The sequence below is a fragment of the Vibrio diazotrophicus genome, from assembly GCF_038452265.1.
Lineage (GTDB): Bacteria > Pseudomonadota > Gammaproteobacteria > Enterobacterales > Vibrionaceae > Vibrio > Vibrio diazotrophicus.
In genome coordinates this window covers 14,562-30,238 of record NZ_CP151842.1, presented here as the reverse complement: position 1 = coordinate 30,238, position 15,677 = coordinate 14,562, and the positions used below count along the sequence as shown (strand labels likewise).

13 protein-coding genes are annotated in these 15,677 nt (G+C 45.9%); 8 read left to right on the top strand and 5 right to left on the bottom strand.

Annotated features, from left to right (window positions below):
• The first annotated feature begins 49 nt into the window (after positions 1 to 49).
• Both AAGA51_RS00120 and AAGA51_RS00115 read left to right on the top strand, forming a co-directional pair.
• Entirely contained in the window at positions 50 to 1,036 is a 987-nt protein-coding gene (locus tag AAGA51_RS00120) for a serine/threonine protein kinase (RefSeq protein ID WP_042489448.1), read from the top strand.
• A 34-nt stretch (positions 1,037 to 1,070) separates the two neighbouring features.
• A complete protein-coding gene (locus AAGA51_RS00115) occupies positions 1,071 to 1,673 on the top strand; it encodes a thiol:disulfide interchange protein DsbA/DsbL (protein ID WP_042489451.1) in 603 nt (200 codons plus the stop codon).
• Between the two features lie 38 nt (positions 1,674 to 1,711).
• Here the strand turns inward: AAGA51_RS00115 and AAGA51_RS00110 are convergent, their stop codons facing one another.
• The gene (locus tag AAGA51_RS00110) at positions 1,712 to 2,590 is read right to left on the bottom strand and encodes an acyltransferase (protein ID WP_081878772.1); all 879 of its coding nucleotides are present in this window, start codon (positions 2,588 to 2,590) and stop codon (positions 1,712 to 1,714) included.
• A 140-nt stretch (positions 2,591 to 2,730) separates the two neighbouring features.
• On the bottom strand, positions 2,731 to 4,257 hold the full coding sequence (locus AAGA51_RS00105; RefSeq protein ID WP_042489456.1) for a YifB family Mg chelatase-like AAA ATPase: 1,527 nt from the start codon (positions 4,255 to 4,257) through the stop codon (positions 2,731 to 2,733).
• 490 nt (positions 4,258 to 4,747) lie between these two features.
• Between AAGA51_RS00105 and ilvG the strand changes: the two genes are divergently transcribed.
• Genes ilvG through ilvA form a run of 4 tightly spaced genes read left to right on the top strand, consistent with a single transcriptional unit; the run spans position 4,748 to position 10,125 of the window.
• The gene (ilvG, locus tag AAGA51_RS00100) at positions 4,748 to 6,394 is read left to right on the top strand and encodes an acetolactate synthase 2 catalytic subunit (protein ID WP_042489459.1); all 1,647 of its coding nucleotides are present in this window, start codon (positions 4,748 to 4,750) and stop codon (positions 6,392 to 6,394) included.
• Positions 6,395 to 6,406: 12 nt separating this feature from the next.
• Positions 6,407 to 6,691: an acetolactate synthase 2 small subunit gene (gene ilvM, locus AAGA51_RS00095; RefSeq protein ID WP_042489461.1), complete on the top strand. Its 285-nt coding sequence runs from the start codon at positions 6,407 to 6,409 to the stop codon at positions 6,689 to 6,691.
• Positions 6,692 to 6,746: 55 nt separating this feature from the next.
• Positions 6,747 to 8,588 (top strand): dihydroxy-acid dehydratase, encoded by a 1,842-nt coding sequence (gene ilvD / locus AAGA51_RS00090; protein WP_042489464.1) that lies wholly within the window; start codon positions 6,747 to 6,749, stop codon positions 8,586 to 8,588.
• Between the two features lie 4 nt (positions 8,589 to 8,592).
• Entirely contained in the window at positions 8,593 to 10,125 is a 1,533-nt protein-coding gene (gene ilvA / locus AAGA51_RS00085) for a threonine ammonia-lyase, biosynthetic (RefSeq protein WP_042489467.1), read from the top strand.
• A 123-nt stretch (positions 10,126 to 10,248) separates the two neighbouring features.
• On the opposite strand, the gene katG is transcribed toward ilvA, so the two are convergent.
• Positions 10,249 to 12,426, bottom strand: coding sequence for a catalase/peroxidase HPI (katG, locus tag AAGA51_RS00080; protein WP_042489470.1), 2,178 nt, complete (start codon positions 12,424 to 12,426; stop codon positions 10,249 to 10,251).
• A 523-nt stretch (positions 12,427 to 12,949) separates the two neighbouring features.
• Here katG and AAGA51_RS00075 point away from each other — a divergent pair.
• Entirely contained in the window at positions 12,950 to 13,930 is a 981-nt protein-coding gene (locus AAGA51_RS00075) for an MDR family oxidoreductase (RefSeq protein ID WP_042489474.1), read from the top strand.
• 36 nt (positions 13,931 to 13,966) lie between these two features.
• Here AAGA51_RS00075 and AAGA51_RS00070 read toward each other — a convergent pair whose 3' ends face one another.
• The gene (locus AAGA51_RS00070; RefSeq protein WP_042489476.1) at positions 13,967 to 14,908 is read right to left on the bottom strand and encodes a LysR family transcriptional regulator; all 942 of its coding nucleotides are present in this window, start codon (positions 14,906 to 14,908) and stop codon (positions 13,967 to 13,969) included.
• Positions 14,909 to 15,034: 126 nt separating this feature from the next.
• A complete protein-coding gene (locus AAGA51_RS00065; protein WP_042489480.1) occupies positions 15,035 to 15,220 on the bottom strand; it encodes a hypothetical protein in 186 nt (61 codons plus the stop codon).
• A gap of 134 nt (positions 15,221 to 15,354) precedes the next feature.
• Between AAGA51_RS00065 and tusA the strand changes: the two genes are divergently transcribed.
• Positions 15,355 to 15,618 carry a sulfurtransferase TusA gene (gene tusA / locus AAGA51_RS00060; protein WP_042489484.1) on the top strand — a complete coding sequence of 88 codons (264 nt, stop codon included), beginning with the start codon at positions 15,355 to 15,357 and terminating at the stop codon, positions 15,616 to 15,618.
• Positions 15,619 to 15,677 lie beyond the last annotated feature (59 nt).

The window sequence follows — 15,677 nt, the reverse complement described above, 5'->3', positions numbered from 1 at the left end:
TTCATCATTATCAAAGGAAAAGGGCTCAGTAATGAGCCCTTTTTAATCAATGACTCAAGCAACGTTTCACTTTGACGCATTAACTCCCGATCTCATGTGGTACGCACTAGAGAGCATCGGTATTCGTGCAGAATCAGGCTTTCTTGCTCTTAACAGCTATGAAAACCGTGTGTATCAGTTTGTGGATGAAGACAAACGACGCTTCGTCGTAAAGTTCTATCGTCCAGAACGCTGGACAGCCGACCAAATTCGCGAAGAACATGAATTTGCACTCGAATTGGCAGAAGCGGAGATCCCGCTAGTCCCACCACTGGTCATCAACGGTGCTAGCCTTCATCACTATCAAGGCTATGACTTTGCACTTTTCAATAGTGTCGGTGGTCGTCAATTTGAAGTCGATAACGAAGAACAATTGGAATGGGTGGGTCGCTTTTTAGGACGAATTCATAAAATCGGTTCTGAGAAAACTTTCCAACATAGACCAACTTTGAGCTTGGAAGAATACCTATACCAGCCTCGAGAGCTGCTACAAAACTCTCAGTGCATTCCAATGCATTTAGAGAATGTATTCTTTAATGACCTAGACTATCTGATCAAGAAAATCGAGCAGCAATGGTCAAGTAAACATGCAAACATCCGCCTCCATGGCGACTGCCATCCCGGTAATATTTTATGGCGTGACGGTCCTATGTTCGTCGATCTCGATGACGCTCGTAATGGCCCTGCCGTGCAAGATCTGTGGATGCTACTTAACGGTGAAAGACAAGATAAGCTCGTTCAACTGGATATTTTGCTTGAAGGCTACCAAGAGTTTTGCGATTTTAACGTCTCGGAATTGAAACTAATTGAGCCACTTCGTGGTCTACGAATGGTGCACTACATGGCTTGGTTGGCAAAACGTTGGGATGACCCAGCATTCCCAATCGCCTTTCCTTGGTTCAACGATCCTAAATATTGGGAAAGCCAAGTGCTGTCATTCAAAGAACAAATCTCAGCATTAGACGAGCCTGCGCTCTCACTGATGCCACAATGTTAATTTATTGCCTATAAAAGGAAAAATGGAGTCCGTAATGAAAAAATTGTTTGCACTAGTTGCAACCCTGATGTTCAGCCTTTCGGCTTACGCAACAGACTTTCAGGAAGGAGTGCACTACAAAGAGCTCGACCTAACCCCTTCTTCAAAACCTAACGTAGTAGAGTATTTCTCTTTTTACTGCCCGCACTGTAATTCGTTTGAGCCGATCATTGCCCAACTAAAAGACAAACTGCCAGAAGGCGTGAAACTGCAAAAGAATCACGTATCTTTCATGGGCGGTAACATGGGTAAATCAATGAGCAAAGCTTACGCAACTATGATTGCACTAGGCGTTGAAGATAAAATGATACCTGTCATGTTCAATCGTATTCACAACTTGCGTAAGCCACCAAAAGACGATCAAGAGCTTCGTCAGATCTTTACTGATGAAGGTATTGATGGCGGCAAGTTCGACGCTGCATTTAACGGCTTTGCGGTAGATTCTATGGTTCGTCGTTTTGACAAACAGTTCCAAGAAAGTGGTCTAAGCGGTGTACCTTCCGTAATCGTGAACAACCACTACTTGGTTCAGGCTCAAGGCATCAAAACATTGGATGAATACTTCGAGTTGGTGAACTTCTTAGTCAATAAGAAATAAACACAAGAAAGGGAGCTCAAGCTCCCTTTTGTTTTTGATTAAGATTTATAAATCTCTTCCAACATCTTATCTTTGTCTTGCCACACATCCCCCAACCACTGCTGAAACTGACGTTTATATGGCTTGTCATTGAAATAATCGCCAGAAACATTCTCATCAACAGGCAATACTCGAACACGCACGACAACTCTTTTCATACGCCCCATCAACATGTCTCGGAATGGCTTTTCTAAATTGTCTGGATACGCCAGAGTGACATCTATAATGTTTTCAAACTGCTCACCCATCGCCGCTAAGGTATAAGCCATACCACCGGATTTCGGCGGCAGAAGGTGCTGATAAGAAGAACGTACCGCTTGCTGCTTGTGGGTATCAAAACGAGTACCTTCAACATAGTTAACCACTGTGGTCGGATGGAACTTAAACTTCTCGCATGAGCGGCGAGTGGTTTGTAAATCCTGACCACGTTTTTCCGGATGACGAAGCAAATATTCACGGGAATAACGACGCATAAAAGGCATATCAAGCGCCCAACAACCCATTCCAACAAAAGGCACATACAGGAGCTGATGCTTTAAGAAAAACTTCGGCATAGGTATACGATCCTTAAATACCGAGCACAGCACAACAATATCCGTCCAGCTCAAATGATTGCTGATCAGCAAGTACCAGCCATCTTTCTTTAGGTCTTCTCCCCCTTCAATATCCCACTGCACAGGATTTGAAACAGCAAGTAATCCCGCATTCACCGTCGCCCACATCCACATCGCTTTATCTGCCATCTGAGTGGCTCGCGCTTTCAGTTTCGGGGTTGGCAACAGAACTTTAATGACAGCAATTGCACAGATGATCAGAGAGCTTATCGCCGTATTAACGATAACCAATAATGCATTGATAATGAGCAAAAAATAAGACAACGCAGAGCCTTCAATTCAATGAACAAAAAATAAGCGCCCAATTATACAAGTTTGTTCGTTTTTTAAAATATCGTTCAGCAATGGTCAGAGTACTCATAGCCAGAACTTATTAATACGCATCGACCAATCACCCATTTCTGTTAGCTAATCGACTGAGAAGTAAGTTGTTTGAGTAACCTGTCCATCGCACGATAACCCAATGCTTCCGCAAGATGAGCACGATTTATCTGCAACTCGCCCTGTAGATCAGCAATCGTACGCGCGACTTTGATGATGCGATGATACGCCCGAACAGACAACCCCAAACGGTGCAGTGCATTTTCTAGAAACTCAGCATCCGGCTTAGTTAAAGGGCAAACTTGCTCTATCTCTCGGCTTTGCAGCAAGGCATTCACTTTTCCGCTTCGCTCTAACATTATTTCACGAGCTTGCAGCACTCGCTCTTTGACCATCGCCGTAGGCTCTCCCCTGTCTCCACCATTAGACAGCGTGCCTTTCGGTAAAGCGGGGATCTCTATCGACATATCAAACCTGTCGAGCAATGGGCCAGACAGGCGACTCAAATAACGCAAAATCACCTGCGGATTAACTCTCGCCTGCTCTCCTTCGTGATACCCCGTCGGACTTGGGTTTAATGCCCCCACCAGCTGAAAGCGGGCAGGAAAACGAGTCTTACCTTGCACGCGAGAAATAATGATTTCGCCAGATTCCAAAGGTTCACGTAGTGAGTCTAAGACTTTTCGTTCGAACTCGGGCATCTCGTCGAGAAACAGCAATCCATTGTGAGCGAGAGAAATTTCTCCCGGACGAGGAATAGAACCTCCGCCCACTAACGCCGCCATCGAGCTGGAGTGATGAGGCGAACGAAACGGCCTTTGCTTCCAGTTGTGAATATTAATCTCTTGCTGAGTGAGAGAAGCGACAGAGGCGGTTTCCATCGCCTCAACGTCGCTCATTGGCGGCAATAAATCACACAAGCGCGAAGCCAGCATGGTTTTGCCTGTTCCGGGTGGCCCCAAAAACAGCAGATTATGGTTACCCGCCGCTGCAATTTCTAAAGCTCGCTTGCCCTGTTGTTGACCGATAATATCTTGCAAGTCTCTTTGAGTGCGTACGCTTGGTGCGATATTTGAACTCTCAAACAAGCTCAGTGTTTTGTGTCCACAAAGGTCTGCACACACTTCCAGTAAAGTTTGCGCTGATTTATGTAGCTTTCTGTCTACGAGAGCTGCCTGATCGCCATTCCAATGCGGAACAACCAAACAACGACTCTTTTTCGACGCCGCTAACGCCGCTGGTAACACTCCCTTTACGCGACGAAGCTCACCCGACAGAGCAAGTTCACCGATAAATTCGTGTTTATTCAAACTGGTTTGCGAAATTTGGTTCGAAGCAGCCAAGATGCCTAGAGCAATAGGCAAATCGAACCTTCCTCCTTCCTTGGGCAGATCAGCCGGAGCTAAGTTGACCGTGATTTTTTTGGCTGGAAACACAAACTGAGAATTGATAATGGCACTACGCACTCTGTCTCTTGATTCCTTTACGGTGGTTTCAGGTAACCCCACCAGAGTGAACCCCGGCATGCCGTTACTAATATGAACTTCCACTGTCACTGAAGGTGCTTCCACACCCACACTTGCCCGGCTATGAATAATCGCGAGTCCCATTTTTTCCCTTATTCTTTGATTAACAATCACTCAGCAGCCAATCGAGTCTCCAATCGGCTAGTAGCAATTGTTATATATCGTGGCAGTTCAAAACGAGAATGTGAAAAAAGAATGAGTTTTTGCTTGTCATGTAACGGAGATGTGTGTTACCACTAGAGACGCAAACAATTGCGCATACTATTAAAACGATTTTTTAGAGCAAATAATGAATTTGAACGCCCGCTTTAACTCTCTGATTACCCTGATTATCGTGGTCATTATTAAGACCGCGCGGGGACTTGCAGGCGTAAAATAATTGCCAAGATTCAAAAAGCCCCCGCACTGAAAAGTCCGGGGGCTTTTTTACAACTTTTATACTTAGACAGAATAAAAAGCACATACTGATTAATACCTAATCTGATATGTCAGGAAGAATGGGAGCGCACATGACGTGCAAACACAACACAACAAACAATCACAGCGATTCAAATCGCAATAACGGAGGCATACGATGACGGGAGCGCAACTAGTCGTAGCCGCTTTAAAACAGCAGGGTATCAAGACCGTTTTTGGTTATCCGGGTGGCGCCATCATGCCCATCTATGATGCTTTGTATGATGGCGGAGTAGAACACATACTGTGTCGCCACGAACAAGGTGCTGCAATGGCTGCCATCGGTATGGCCAGAGCAACTCAAGACGTAGCAGTATGTATGGCAACATCAGGCCCTGGAGCCACTAACCTTGTAACCGGCCTTGCCGATGCCTTTCTAGATTCCGTTCCACTCGTTGCTATCACAGGTCAGGTCGCCAGCTCTCACATTGGTACTGACGCTTTCCAAGAAATGGATGTGATAGGTATGTCTCTCTCTTGTACCAAGCACAGCTACCTCGTTACCGATATTAATGAGCTTGCTCCAACACTTGCAGAAGCATTTGAAGTTGCCAAAACTGGCCGCCCAGGTCCTGTTATCGTTGATATCGCTAAAGATGTGCAACTTGGTCAAGCACCAGTGACTTCGCTACCGAGTTTTACCCCACCAGCGATTCCTCAAGTTGACCCTCAGCAGTTAGTCAAAGCTCAGCAGCTTATGACAGAAAGCAAACGTCCTGTTTTGTATGTCGGCGGTGGTGTTCAACTGGCTCATGCTACCGACTGCGTGCGCAACTTCTTACGTTTGAACCCAATGCCTTCAGTGAGCACACTGAAAGGTTTGGGAACCATCGAGCGCCACGACCCACATTACCTTGGTATGTTGGGTATGCACGGTACCAAAGCCGCTAACCTAGTCGTTCAGGAAAGCGATTTGTTGATCGTTGTCGGTGCTCGTTTTGATGACCGTGTGACCGGCAAGCTGGATACTTTTGCTCCGCACGCGAAAGTCATTCACATTGATATTGATGCAGCGGAATTCAACAAACTGCGTAAAGCAAATGCTGCGCTGCGTGGTGACATCAACAGTATCTTGCCTCAGCTAGAACTGAGCCACGACATTGCTCCTTGGGTTCACCACAGTGAAAGCTTACGTAGTGGCTTTAAATGGCGCTATGACCATCCGGGTGATCTTATTTATGCCCCACTGCTATTGAAGCAACTGTCTGACATGATGCCGGATAGCTCAATTGTTTCTACCGACGTAGGCCAACACCAGATGTGGGCTGCACAGCATATCCAACCTCGTATGCCACAAAACTTCATCTCGTCAGCGGGTCTAGGCACGATGGGCTTTGGTTTACCTGCGGCGATGGGTGCAGCTGTCGCTCGTCCAGAAGACCAATCGATTCTGGTTTCTGGAGACGGTTCGTTCATGATGAACGTCCAAGAACTTGGCACTCTGAAACGCCGTAAAATTCCGGTGAAGATGGTTCTGTTGAACAACCAACGCTTGGGTATGGTTCGTCAGTGGCAATCACTATTCTTCGATGGTCGCCACAGTGAAACTATCCTAGATGACAACCCAGATTTCGTCATGCTGGCAAAAGCCTTCGATATTCCGGGCAAAACCATCACTAAGAAAGAAGAAGTTGAACCCGCATTAAAAGAGATGCTTGAAAGCAAAACCGCTTATCTGCTTCATGTCTTAATTGATGAAGAAGAAAACGTATGGCCGCTGGTACCACCGGGCGCATCCAACAATGACATGCTAGAGAACACTTAAGAGAGGCTCACCATGCAAAGATATCTGTTAGACATCAAAGCAGACGATAAACCAGTACTACTTGAGCGTGTTCTGCGTGTTATTCGCCACCGCGGTTTTATCATTAGACAAGTAGCGGCAACTCAAAACCATGAAAGCAAGGTTGCAAGTGTAGAGATTATTGTCGACAGCGACAGACCAATCACAACTTTGACCAACCAGATTGAAAAATTATGGGATGTTCGCACTGTTGATGTGACCAACATCAGAAACGACGAGCTGCCAAATAACAATTTACAACAACAAATTTGCGCTTAAAGCATTAGTTCTTAAAGCCACTAATTTATAAAGAAATAAGGTAAGGAAACACAACATGCCTAAATACCGTTCGGCCACCACAACACATGGACGCAATATGGCTGGAGCACGCGCACTATGGCGTGCCACTGGCGTCAAAGAAGAAGATTTCGGTAAACCGATTATCGCTGTCGTCAACTCATTCACTCAGTTCGTTCCGGGTCACGTTCACCTAAAAGATTTAGGTCAGCTAGTTGCCGCAGAAATTGAAGCCGCAGGCGGCATCGCAAAAGAATTCAACACCATCGCGGTTGATGATGGTATCGCAATGGGCCACGGCGGCATGCTTTACTCATTGCCATCTCGTGAACTTATCGCAGACTCAGTAGAGTACATGGTGAATGCACACTGTGCAGACGCTATGGTGTGTATCTCCAACTGTGACAAAATCACTCCGGGGATGCTAATGGCGTCAATGCGCCTGAATATTCCGGTGATATTTGTTTCTGGTGGTCCAATGGAAGCCGGTAAAACCAAGCTTTCTGATCAGATCATCAAGCTAGACCTTGTTGATGCCATGATGCAAGGTGCTGACCCTAAAGTCTCTGATGCGCAAAGTGAGCAAATAGAACGCTCTGCATGCCCGACCTGTGGTTCTTGTTCAGGTATGTTCACCGCAAACTCAATGAACTGTCTGACAGAAGCTCTCGGTCTTTCTCAACCGGGTAACGGTTCTATGCTTGCAACGCATGCTGATCGTAAAGAACTGTTCCTCAATGCAGGCCGTCGTATCGTTGAACTGACAAAACGTTACTACGAGCAAGATGATGTAACCGCTCTGCCACGCAATATCGCGAACAAAGATGCGTTCGAAAACGCAATGGCGTTAGATATCGCAATGGGTGGTTCAACTAACACGGTTCTTCACTTGCTTGCTGCGGCTCAAGAAGGCGACGTGGATTTCGATATGACCGATATCGACCGCATGTCTCGCTTAATTCCGCATCTGTGTAAAGTGGCGCCATCAACTCAGAAATACCACATGGAAGACGTTCACCGCGCTGGTGGCGTAATGGGTATTTTGGGCGAACTCAACCGTGCTGGCTTGCTACATGCTAAAACCAACACGGTGCTAGGTTTAACGATGGAAGAGCAGCTTAGCCAATACGATGTGATGCAAACCAATTCGGACGCGGTAAAAGACTTTTTCCGCGCAGGCCCTGCGGGTATCCGTACAACTAAAGCCTTCTCGCAAGACTGCCGTTGGGACACGCTGGACGTTGACCGTAAAGAAGGTTGTATCCGTGAGAAACAATACGCTTTCAGCCAAGACGGTGGCCTAGCTGTACTTAGCGGTAACATCGCGTTGGACGGCTGTATCGTTAAAACTGCAGGTGTGGATGAAAGTATCCTCAAGTTCGAAGGCCCAGCAGTGGTATTTGAAAGCCAAGAAGATGCGGTTGAAGGCATTCTTGGTGGTAAAGTGAAATCTGGCGATGTGGTCGTTATCCGTTACGAAGGCCCTAAAGGTGGTCCGGGCATGCAAGAGATGCTTTACCCAACCACATACCTAAAATCTATGGGTCTAGGTAAAGAGTGTGCACTATTAACTGACGGTCGCTTCTCTGGCGGTACTTCTGGTCTATCTATTGGTCACGTTTCTCCTGAAGCAGCGAATGGTGGCACGATTGGTCTAGTAAAAGCGGGCGACACTATCTCAATCGACATTCCAAACCGTACTATTTCTCTACAAGTATCAGAGCAGGAGCTGGCTGAGCGCCGTGCTGAACAAGATAAACTTGGTTGGAAGCCGGTTGATCGTCAACGTGAAGTTTCTTTTGCACTAAAAGCTTATGCCAGCATGGCAACCAGTGCTGACAAAGGTGCGGTGCGAGATAAATCTAAGCTAGAGGGCTAGCTTTATGACCTTAACCCAACAAACTGGCGCAGATTATCTGCGCCAAGTCCTTCGCGCTCCTGTCTATGAGGTGGCAAATGTCACGCCACTTCAAGATATGCCTCGTCTGACTGCTCGTATCGGTAACCAAGTGCAGATCAAGCGTGAAGACCGCCAGCCAGTGCACTCGTTTAAATTGCGTGGTGCTTACAACATGGTGGCGAACCTGACCGAAGAGCAAAAAGCCGCTGGGGTTATCGCGGCATCTGCGGGCAACCATGCTCAAGGTATGGCGCTGTCAGGGACTAAACTTGGTATCAAAACCACCATAGTTATGCCTCGCACCACACCGGATATCAAGGTTGAAGCGGTTCGCGGTTTTGGCGGCAACGTCATTCTTCACGGCAGCAATTTTGACGAAGCGAAAGCAGAAGCTGAGCGTCTGTCGGTAGAAAACGGTTATACCTTTGTGCCACCTTTTGACCACCCATTGGTCATCGCAGGTCAAGGCACTATCGGTATGGAGATGCTGCAACAAAACGGCCATCTCGATTACATTTTTGTCCCGGTTGGCGGCGGCGGTTTAGCAGCGGGTGTTGCGGTACTGGTTAAGCAGTTGATGCCGGAAATCAAAGTCATTGCGGTAGAACCTGAAGATTCAGCCTGTTTAAAAGCTGCTCTGGATGCAGGTGAACCTGTAGTACTTGACCAAGTCAGCATGTTTGCCGACGGTGTGGCAGTAAAACGCATCGGTGATGAAACCTTCCGCTTATGTCAGCAATATCTGGACGGTCATATCACGGTATCAAGTGATGAAATCTGCGCCGCTGTAAAAGACATCTTTGAAGATACTCGCGCAATTGCCGAGCCTTCAGGCGCTTTAGCTCTGGCTGGATTGAAAAAATTCGCCGAGAAAAACCAACTGAAAGATAAAAAGCTGGCAACCGTGCTATCGGGTGCGAACACCAATTTCCACGGTCTGCGTTATGTTTCTGAGCGCTGTGAATTGGGTGAAAAACGCGAAGGCTTACTTGCGGTCACCATTCCAGAGCAGAAAGGTGCGTTCTTTAAGTTCTGCCAAATCATTGGCAACCGTGCAGTGACAGAGTTCAACTACCGTTATAGCGATGACGAACTAGCAAACATCTTTGTCGGTGTTCGTCTGGTAGGTGGTCAGGAAGAGCTACAATCCATCATCAAAGAATTGCATAACTCTGGTTATCCAGTTCAGGATCTCTCTGACGATGAAATGGCGAAACTGCACACCCGCTATATGATTGGTGGTAAACCATCGAAACCATTGAAAGAGCGTTTATACAGCTTCGAATTTCCTGAATATCCGGGCGCACTGCTTAAGTTCTTAAGTACCCTCGGTACTCACTGGAACATCAGTCTGTTCAACTACCGTAACCACGGTGCTGACTATGGTCGCGTACTGTGTGGCTTTGAACTTGAACAATCTGATTTAGAACGTTTCTCTGCTCATCTGGTTGAGCTGGGCTATCGCTGTAAAGATGAAACCGACAACCCGTCTTACCGTTTCTTCTTAGCGAAATAGCAACTTCAGTACGAAAGCCATCGAAAGTCGATGGCTTTTCTTTTTCTGCTTGTTTTGGCTTTGGCGCAAAAGAAAAGCTCCCACCAATGGCAGGAGCTTTAATGACACTTCGATTTCTAAGTCTTACTTGTTCAGATCAAAACGGTCTGCGTTCATCACTTTAGTCCAAGCGGCGATGAAGTCTTTTACGAACTTCTCTTGGTTGTCATCTTGAGCATACACTTCCGCGTATGAGCGCAAGACAGAGTTTGAACCAAACACTAGGTCAGCACGAGTTGCAGTGAACTTAGCTTCGTCAGTCTTACGGTCACAGATGTCGTAAGAGTTACGACCCGTTGGTTTCCAAGTAAATGCCATGTCGGTAAGGTTAACGAAGAAATCGTTACTCAAAGTACCTACGCGGTCTGTAAACACGCCGTGTTTGCTGCCACCGTGGTTAGTACCTAGTACACGCATACCACCAATAAGCACTGTCATTTCTGGCGCTGTCAAACCAAGCAGTTGAGCACGGTCTAGCAACATTTCTTCAGGTGTCACTGTGTAATGTTTCTTCTGCCAGTTACGGAAACCGTCTGCGACAGGCTCAAGTACATCAAATGATTCGGCATCGGTTTGTTCTGCTGTCGCATCACCACGACCCGCTGCAAATGGTACTTTAAAGTCGTAACCGGCTGCTTTAACCGCTTTCTCGATACCAACGTTACCTGCAAGAACAATCGTATCTGCAATGCTGATACCAAACTCTTGTGCAATCTTAGTTAATTCAGCAAGCACTCGAGCTAGACGCTCTGGCTCGTTACCTTCCCATGCGTTTTGTGGAGCAAGGCGAATACGAGCACCGTTTGCACCACCACGTAGATCGGAGTTACGGAAAGTACGCGCACTATCCCATGCTGTTGAAACCAAATCAGAAACAGTTAGGTCAGTTGCTGCAATTTTCGCTTTAACCGCTTCAACATCGTAACCAGTTACGCCTGCTGGAATAGGGTCTTGCCAAATCAAATCTTCTGCAGGTACATCTGGACCAACATAGTTTGCTTTCGGACCTAAATCGCGGTGCGTCAGTTTGAACCAAGCACGCGCAAACACTTCGTTAAAGTACGCTGGATCTTGGTAGAAACGCTCAGAAATCTTACGGTATTCTGGGTCAACTTTCAGTGCCATGTCGGCATCCGTCATCATTGGGTTGTAACGGATTGATGGGTCTTCAACGTCTACTGGTTTGTCTTGTTCAGCGATGTCTACTGGCTCATATTGCCATGCACCTGCAGGGCTCTTAGTCAGTTTCCACTCGTGCTCTAGTAGCATCTTGAAGAAGCCGTTGTCCCACTGTGTTGGATGAGTTGTCCATGCGCCTTCGATACCACTTGTCACTGTATCGCGACCGATACCTCGTGATTTATGGTTGTTCCAGCCCAGACCTTGCTCTTCAACGTCAGCACCTTCTGGATCTGGACCTAGGTTTTCAGCTTTGCCGTTACCGTGAGCTTTACCCACAGTATGACCACCAGCCGTTAGCGCTACGGTTTCTTCATCGTTCATTGCCATGCGAGCGAACGTCACACGCATGTCAGCCGCAGTTTTTAGTGGGTCAGGTTTTCCGTCGACACCTTCTGGGTTTACGTAAATTAAGCCCATCATTACGGCTGCTAGAGGGTTTTCTAGGTCACGTTCACCGGAGTAACGGCTACCTTCGCCACCACTCTTCGCTAACCACTCTTTTTCAGAACCCCAGTAAATGTCTTTTTCTGGGTGCCAGATATCTTCACGGCCGAACGCAAAACCAAAGGTTTTTAGACCCATTGATTCATAAGCAATATTACCTGCAAGAATCATCAAGTCAGCCCAGCTGATTTTGTTGCCGTATTTTTTCTTGATTGGCCATAGTAGGCGACGCGCTTTATCTAAGTTCGCGTTATCTGGCCATGAGTTGAGAGGAGCAAAGCGCTGGTTACCGGTAGAAGCTCCACCGCGACCATCCGCAGTACGGTAGCTACCTGCTGAGTGCCAAGCCATACGAATCATTAAACCGCCGTAGTGACCCCAGTCTGCTGGCCACCATTCTTGGCTATCTGTCATTAATGCTGTTAGGTCTTTTTTCAAAGCTTCTACATCAAGCTTTTTAAGTTCTTCTCGGTAACTAAAGTCTTCACCAAGTGGGTTGGTTTTCTTATCGTGTTGATGAAGGATGTCCAAGTTTAGAGCATTCGGCCACCAAGCCATTACCGAAGATCCCGTTGATGTCATGCCGCCATGCATCACCGGGCACTTTCCTGCAGAGTTGTGATCTTTCTTATCCATTGAGCATGCTCCTTTCAAAGCGAAGTTCTGTCTGTCGTTCTTACACCCAAAACCTATTATCTAGACGCTAATTGTTCTCTATTTCGAAATAGGTTTTATGTCTCTTTGTTATTTCAACAATGAGTATATGAGTAGCCTGAAATATGATCACATTCTTTAAACCGATTTAATCAATAAGAGAAATCTATTAAACAACTCCAAAAATAAAATCAGTCATGAACTTCAAACCAACACTTAAAAATCAAAAAGTTAAAATAACGAAGAAATTAACGCCAAACATAAAGGATAGTTGTTAATGGTATTTAAACCATTTAAAAGGAAATAAATTTAGTCAGCATAAAGTAAAAACAAAACATGCCGCTGTCTCATGGGATAAAACGCTTGGTCTATACTCTGTGTTTAAAAACATTTACATAGACTATGACTAAAATGCATAGATCTAATGCTAAAGTTTCATTTAATTCATTAGTCTTTCAGCGCTAGACTGTCCTCAATAACCCGATAACCTTTGTGGAGAAACTGTATGTTTCAGGCTTTAACTCTAAACCAAGAAGAAAAACAAACTATTGCGACTATTGAACAGCTTGATGAATCACAACTTCCGGAAGGTGATGTACTTGTTGCTGTTGATTACTCATCTCTGAACTACAAAGACGGTCTTGCCATTACAGGTAAAGGAAAAATAATCCGCAATTTCCCTATGGTTCCGGGCATTGATCTCGCGGGCAAAGTCATCAGCTCTGAAGACTCTCGCTATAAAGAAGGTGATGCTGTTGTTCTGACTGGTTGGGGTGTTGGTGAGAATCATTGGGGCGGCATGGCAGAAAAAGCTCGTCTTAAAGCAGACTGGTTAGTACCTCTTCCTCAAGGTTTTTCGGCAAAACAAGCCATGATGGTTGGTACTGCCGGCTTTACCGCAATGCTGTGTGTTCAAGCTCTCATCGACGCAGGAATCAAACCAGAACATGGACCCATTTTGGTAACTGGTGCAAGCGGTGGTGTTGGCTCTGTTGCTGTTACCCTACTGGTACAACTAGGCTACAAAGTTGCCGCAGTTACTGGCCGAGTTGAAACTAACGGTCCGTTACTTGAAAAATTAGGTGCTAGCCAAATTATCAACCGCAGTGAGTTTGAAGAACCTGCACGCCCACTAGAGAAGCAAGTTTGGGCTGGTGCTGTTGATACGGTTGGTAGCAAGGTATTAGCAAAAGTTTTAGCGCAAATGGATTACAGCAGTGCTGTTGCCGCTTGTGGACTTGCTGGTGGCTTTGATCTTCCAACCACTGTAATGCCATTTATTCTGCGTAACGTTCGTCTGCAAGGTGTGGATTCAGTAAGCTGCCCGTTTGAAAAACGTGTTGCTGCATGGGAAAAATTGGCTGAACTATTACCAGCAAGTTACTTCGAACAAGCGTGCACAGAGATTACGCTTGAGAAAGCAGCACAATACGCTGAAGACATTACCAATGGCCAAGTAACTGGTCGTGTCGTGATTAAGCTGTAACAGATTGAAAGATAAGGCTCACTGAGCCTTATCTTTTTATTCCAATCCCATATCTTCCACACGCTTAGCGATCAACTTTCCACACTCTTCTTTCACTATACTTCTAAGCCACTCCTGAGCTGGCGAATGTTCGCATCTTGGATGCCAAATCATTGAGTAGTCAAAAGGTGTGAACTGAAATGGCAAAGGTTTAACAACCAAGTCATACCGCTCAGCAACCAGATAAGCTAAATCCGCCGGCACCGTCATAATCAGAGGCATCATATCAATGATGGCTAGTGCGGCTTCTAAATGATAAGCCCGCAACACCATATGACGAGGAGGGCAACCTTCAAGAGCCTGATCGATCAGCGCCTTCACGCCATCACTGATTGCTATCATTGCATGAGGATACTGCAGATAATCTTGCAAACTCATCGTGCTGTTCGCCAACGGATGTTGTTTGGATAGCAAACATAGAACCCCTACTCTTCCTAGTATCTCGTGTCGCAAAGGTTCAATCGAACGAATAGGTCGGCAAATAGCGAGATCAGCACCATCATAAGTGAGCTGATCCATCAATCGCTCATGTTGAAGAGGCAAAAATTCAAAAGCGACATTCGGCGCTTCTTTATAAATTCGAGGCAGAGCGAATGGCAAAATGGTTTGCATTGCGTAATCAGTAGTTGCAATCGTGAAGGTGTGATCGCAGGAGGTTGGATTGAAATCCAAAGGGGAAAGTACCTGACGCAGAGATTCTAAAGGTTCACCTAGCGCTAAGTTAATCGCTAAAGCCCTTTCTGTCGGGATAAGACTTTGACCTTGACGGGTAAAAAGCGGATCAGCCAATAAACTACGCAGCCGCCCTAACACTCGGCTCATTGCTGACTGGCTTAAATTGAGGCGTTCAGCAGCTCGACTGACACTGCACTCTTCGACCAGAACTCGTAAAGCAATAAGTAAGTTTAAATCCCGACGATAAACATCTTCTAATTCCACAATAACACTCTGGTTTATAACGATACTCTGAGTGTAACCAATAAATAAAAAAAATCCCGCCTTTCAGCGGGGAAGCCCAAGAAAACTGGGGATAGTGTCGGAATATCGTAGAGCATAGTATGACAATTAATGTTTCTGTTCTTCAGATGAGCCTTGCCACAGGTGCATCTCAAGCCAGATACCACTGATTGAAGCAATCACGCCAAGTAGTGGCATGAGTGATGGTTCAGCAGGTGTCCTAATAACTAATGAGCAGAAAGAGATAAAACACAGAACCGAATAGATGGTCAGTCTATCTAACGCTGTTAACATACAACCTCCAGCTCACTTGTTACCAACTTGTTAATTAAATTAAACCAAATTGTTTCATTTGCCAAGAGTTTATTGAATAATTTTTCCCCAACAGTATTATCAACGCCCTAAATGTGACATCCGTTAGGTTTGCTATGAGTATCAATCCAGAAATCACCGATAACATCAGTGTCAATCAAGTATTGGAAGCTGAAGGATTACGCTGCCCTGAGCCTGTAATGATGGTCAGAAAGACAATTCGTACTATGCAGGATGGTGAAGTGCTGCTGGTAAAAGCGGATGACCCATCAACCACTCGGGATATCCCAAGTTTCTGTCGCTTTATGGACCACCAGTTATTGTCATCAAAAACAGACGAGCTGCCTTACCAGTACCTGATTAAGAAAGGTTTGGAATAAAAAGCGAGAATGGAAACAAACAAAGGCTGCCATGACACATTCATCTTTATAAATGGATG

Bases quoted from the DNA above. Each gene is read 5' to 3' on its own strand.
- AAGA51_RS00120 (WP_042489448.1), top strand. From the start codon at position 50: ATGACTCAAGCAACGTTTCACTTTGACGCATTAACTCCCGATCTCATG.
- AAGA51_RS00115 (WP_042489451.1), top strand. From the start codon at position 1,071: ATGAAAAAATTGTTTGCACTAGTTGCAACCCTGATGTTCAGCCTTTCG.
- AAGA51_RS00105 (WP_042489456.1), bottom strand. From the start codon at position 4,257: ATGGGACTCGCGATTATTCATAGCCGGGCAAGTGTGGGTGTGGAAGCA.
- ilvG (WP_042489459.1), top strand. From the start codon at position 4,748: ATGACGGGAGCGCAACTAGTCGTAGCCGCTTTAAAACAGCAGGGTATC.
- ilvM (WP_042489461.1), top strand. From the start codon at position 6,407: ATGCAAAGATATCTGTTAGACATCAAAGCAGACGATAAACCAGTACTA.
- ilvD (WP_042489464.1), top strand. From the start codon at position 6,747: ATGCCTAAATACCGTTCGGCCACCACAACACATGGACGCAATATGGCT.
- ilvA (WP_042489467.1), top strand. From the start codon at position 8,593: ATGACCTTAACCCAACAAACTGGCGCAGATTATCTGCGCCAAGTCCTT.
- katG (WP_042489470.1), bottom strand. From the start codon at position 12,426: ATGGATAAGAAAGATCACAACTCTGCAGGAAAGTGCCCGGTGATGCAT.
- AAGA51_RS00075 (WP_042489474.1), top strand. From the start codon at position 12,950: ATGTTTCAGGCTTTAACTCTAAACCAAGAAGAAAAACAAACTATTGCG.
- AAGA51_RS00065 (WP_042489480.1), bottom strand. From the start codon at position 15,220: ATGTTAACAGCGTTAGATAGACTGACCATCTATTCGGTTCTGTGTTTT.
- tusA (WP_042489484.1), top strand. From the start codon at position 15,355: ATGAGTATCAATCCAGAAATCACCGATAACATCAGTGTCAATCAAGTA.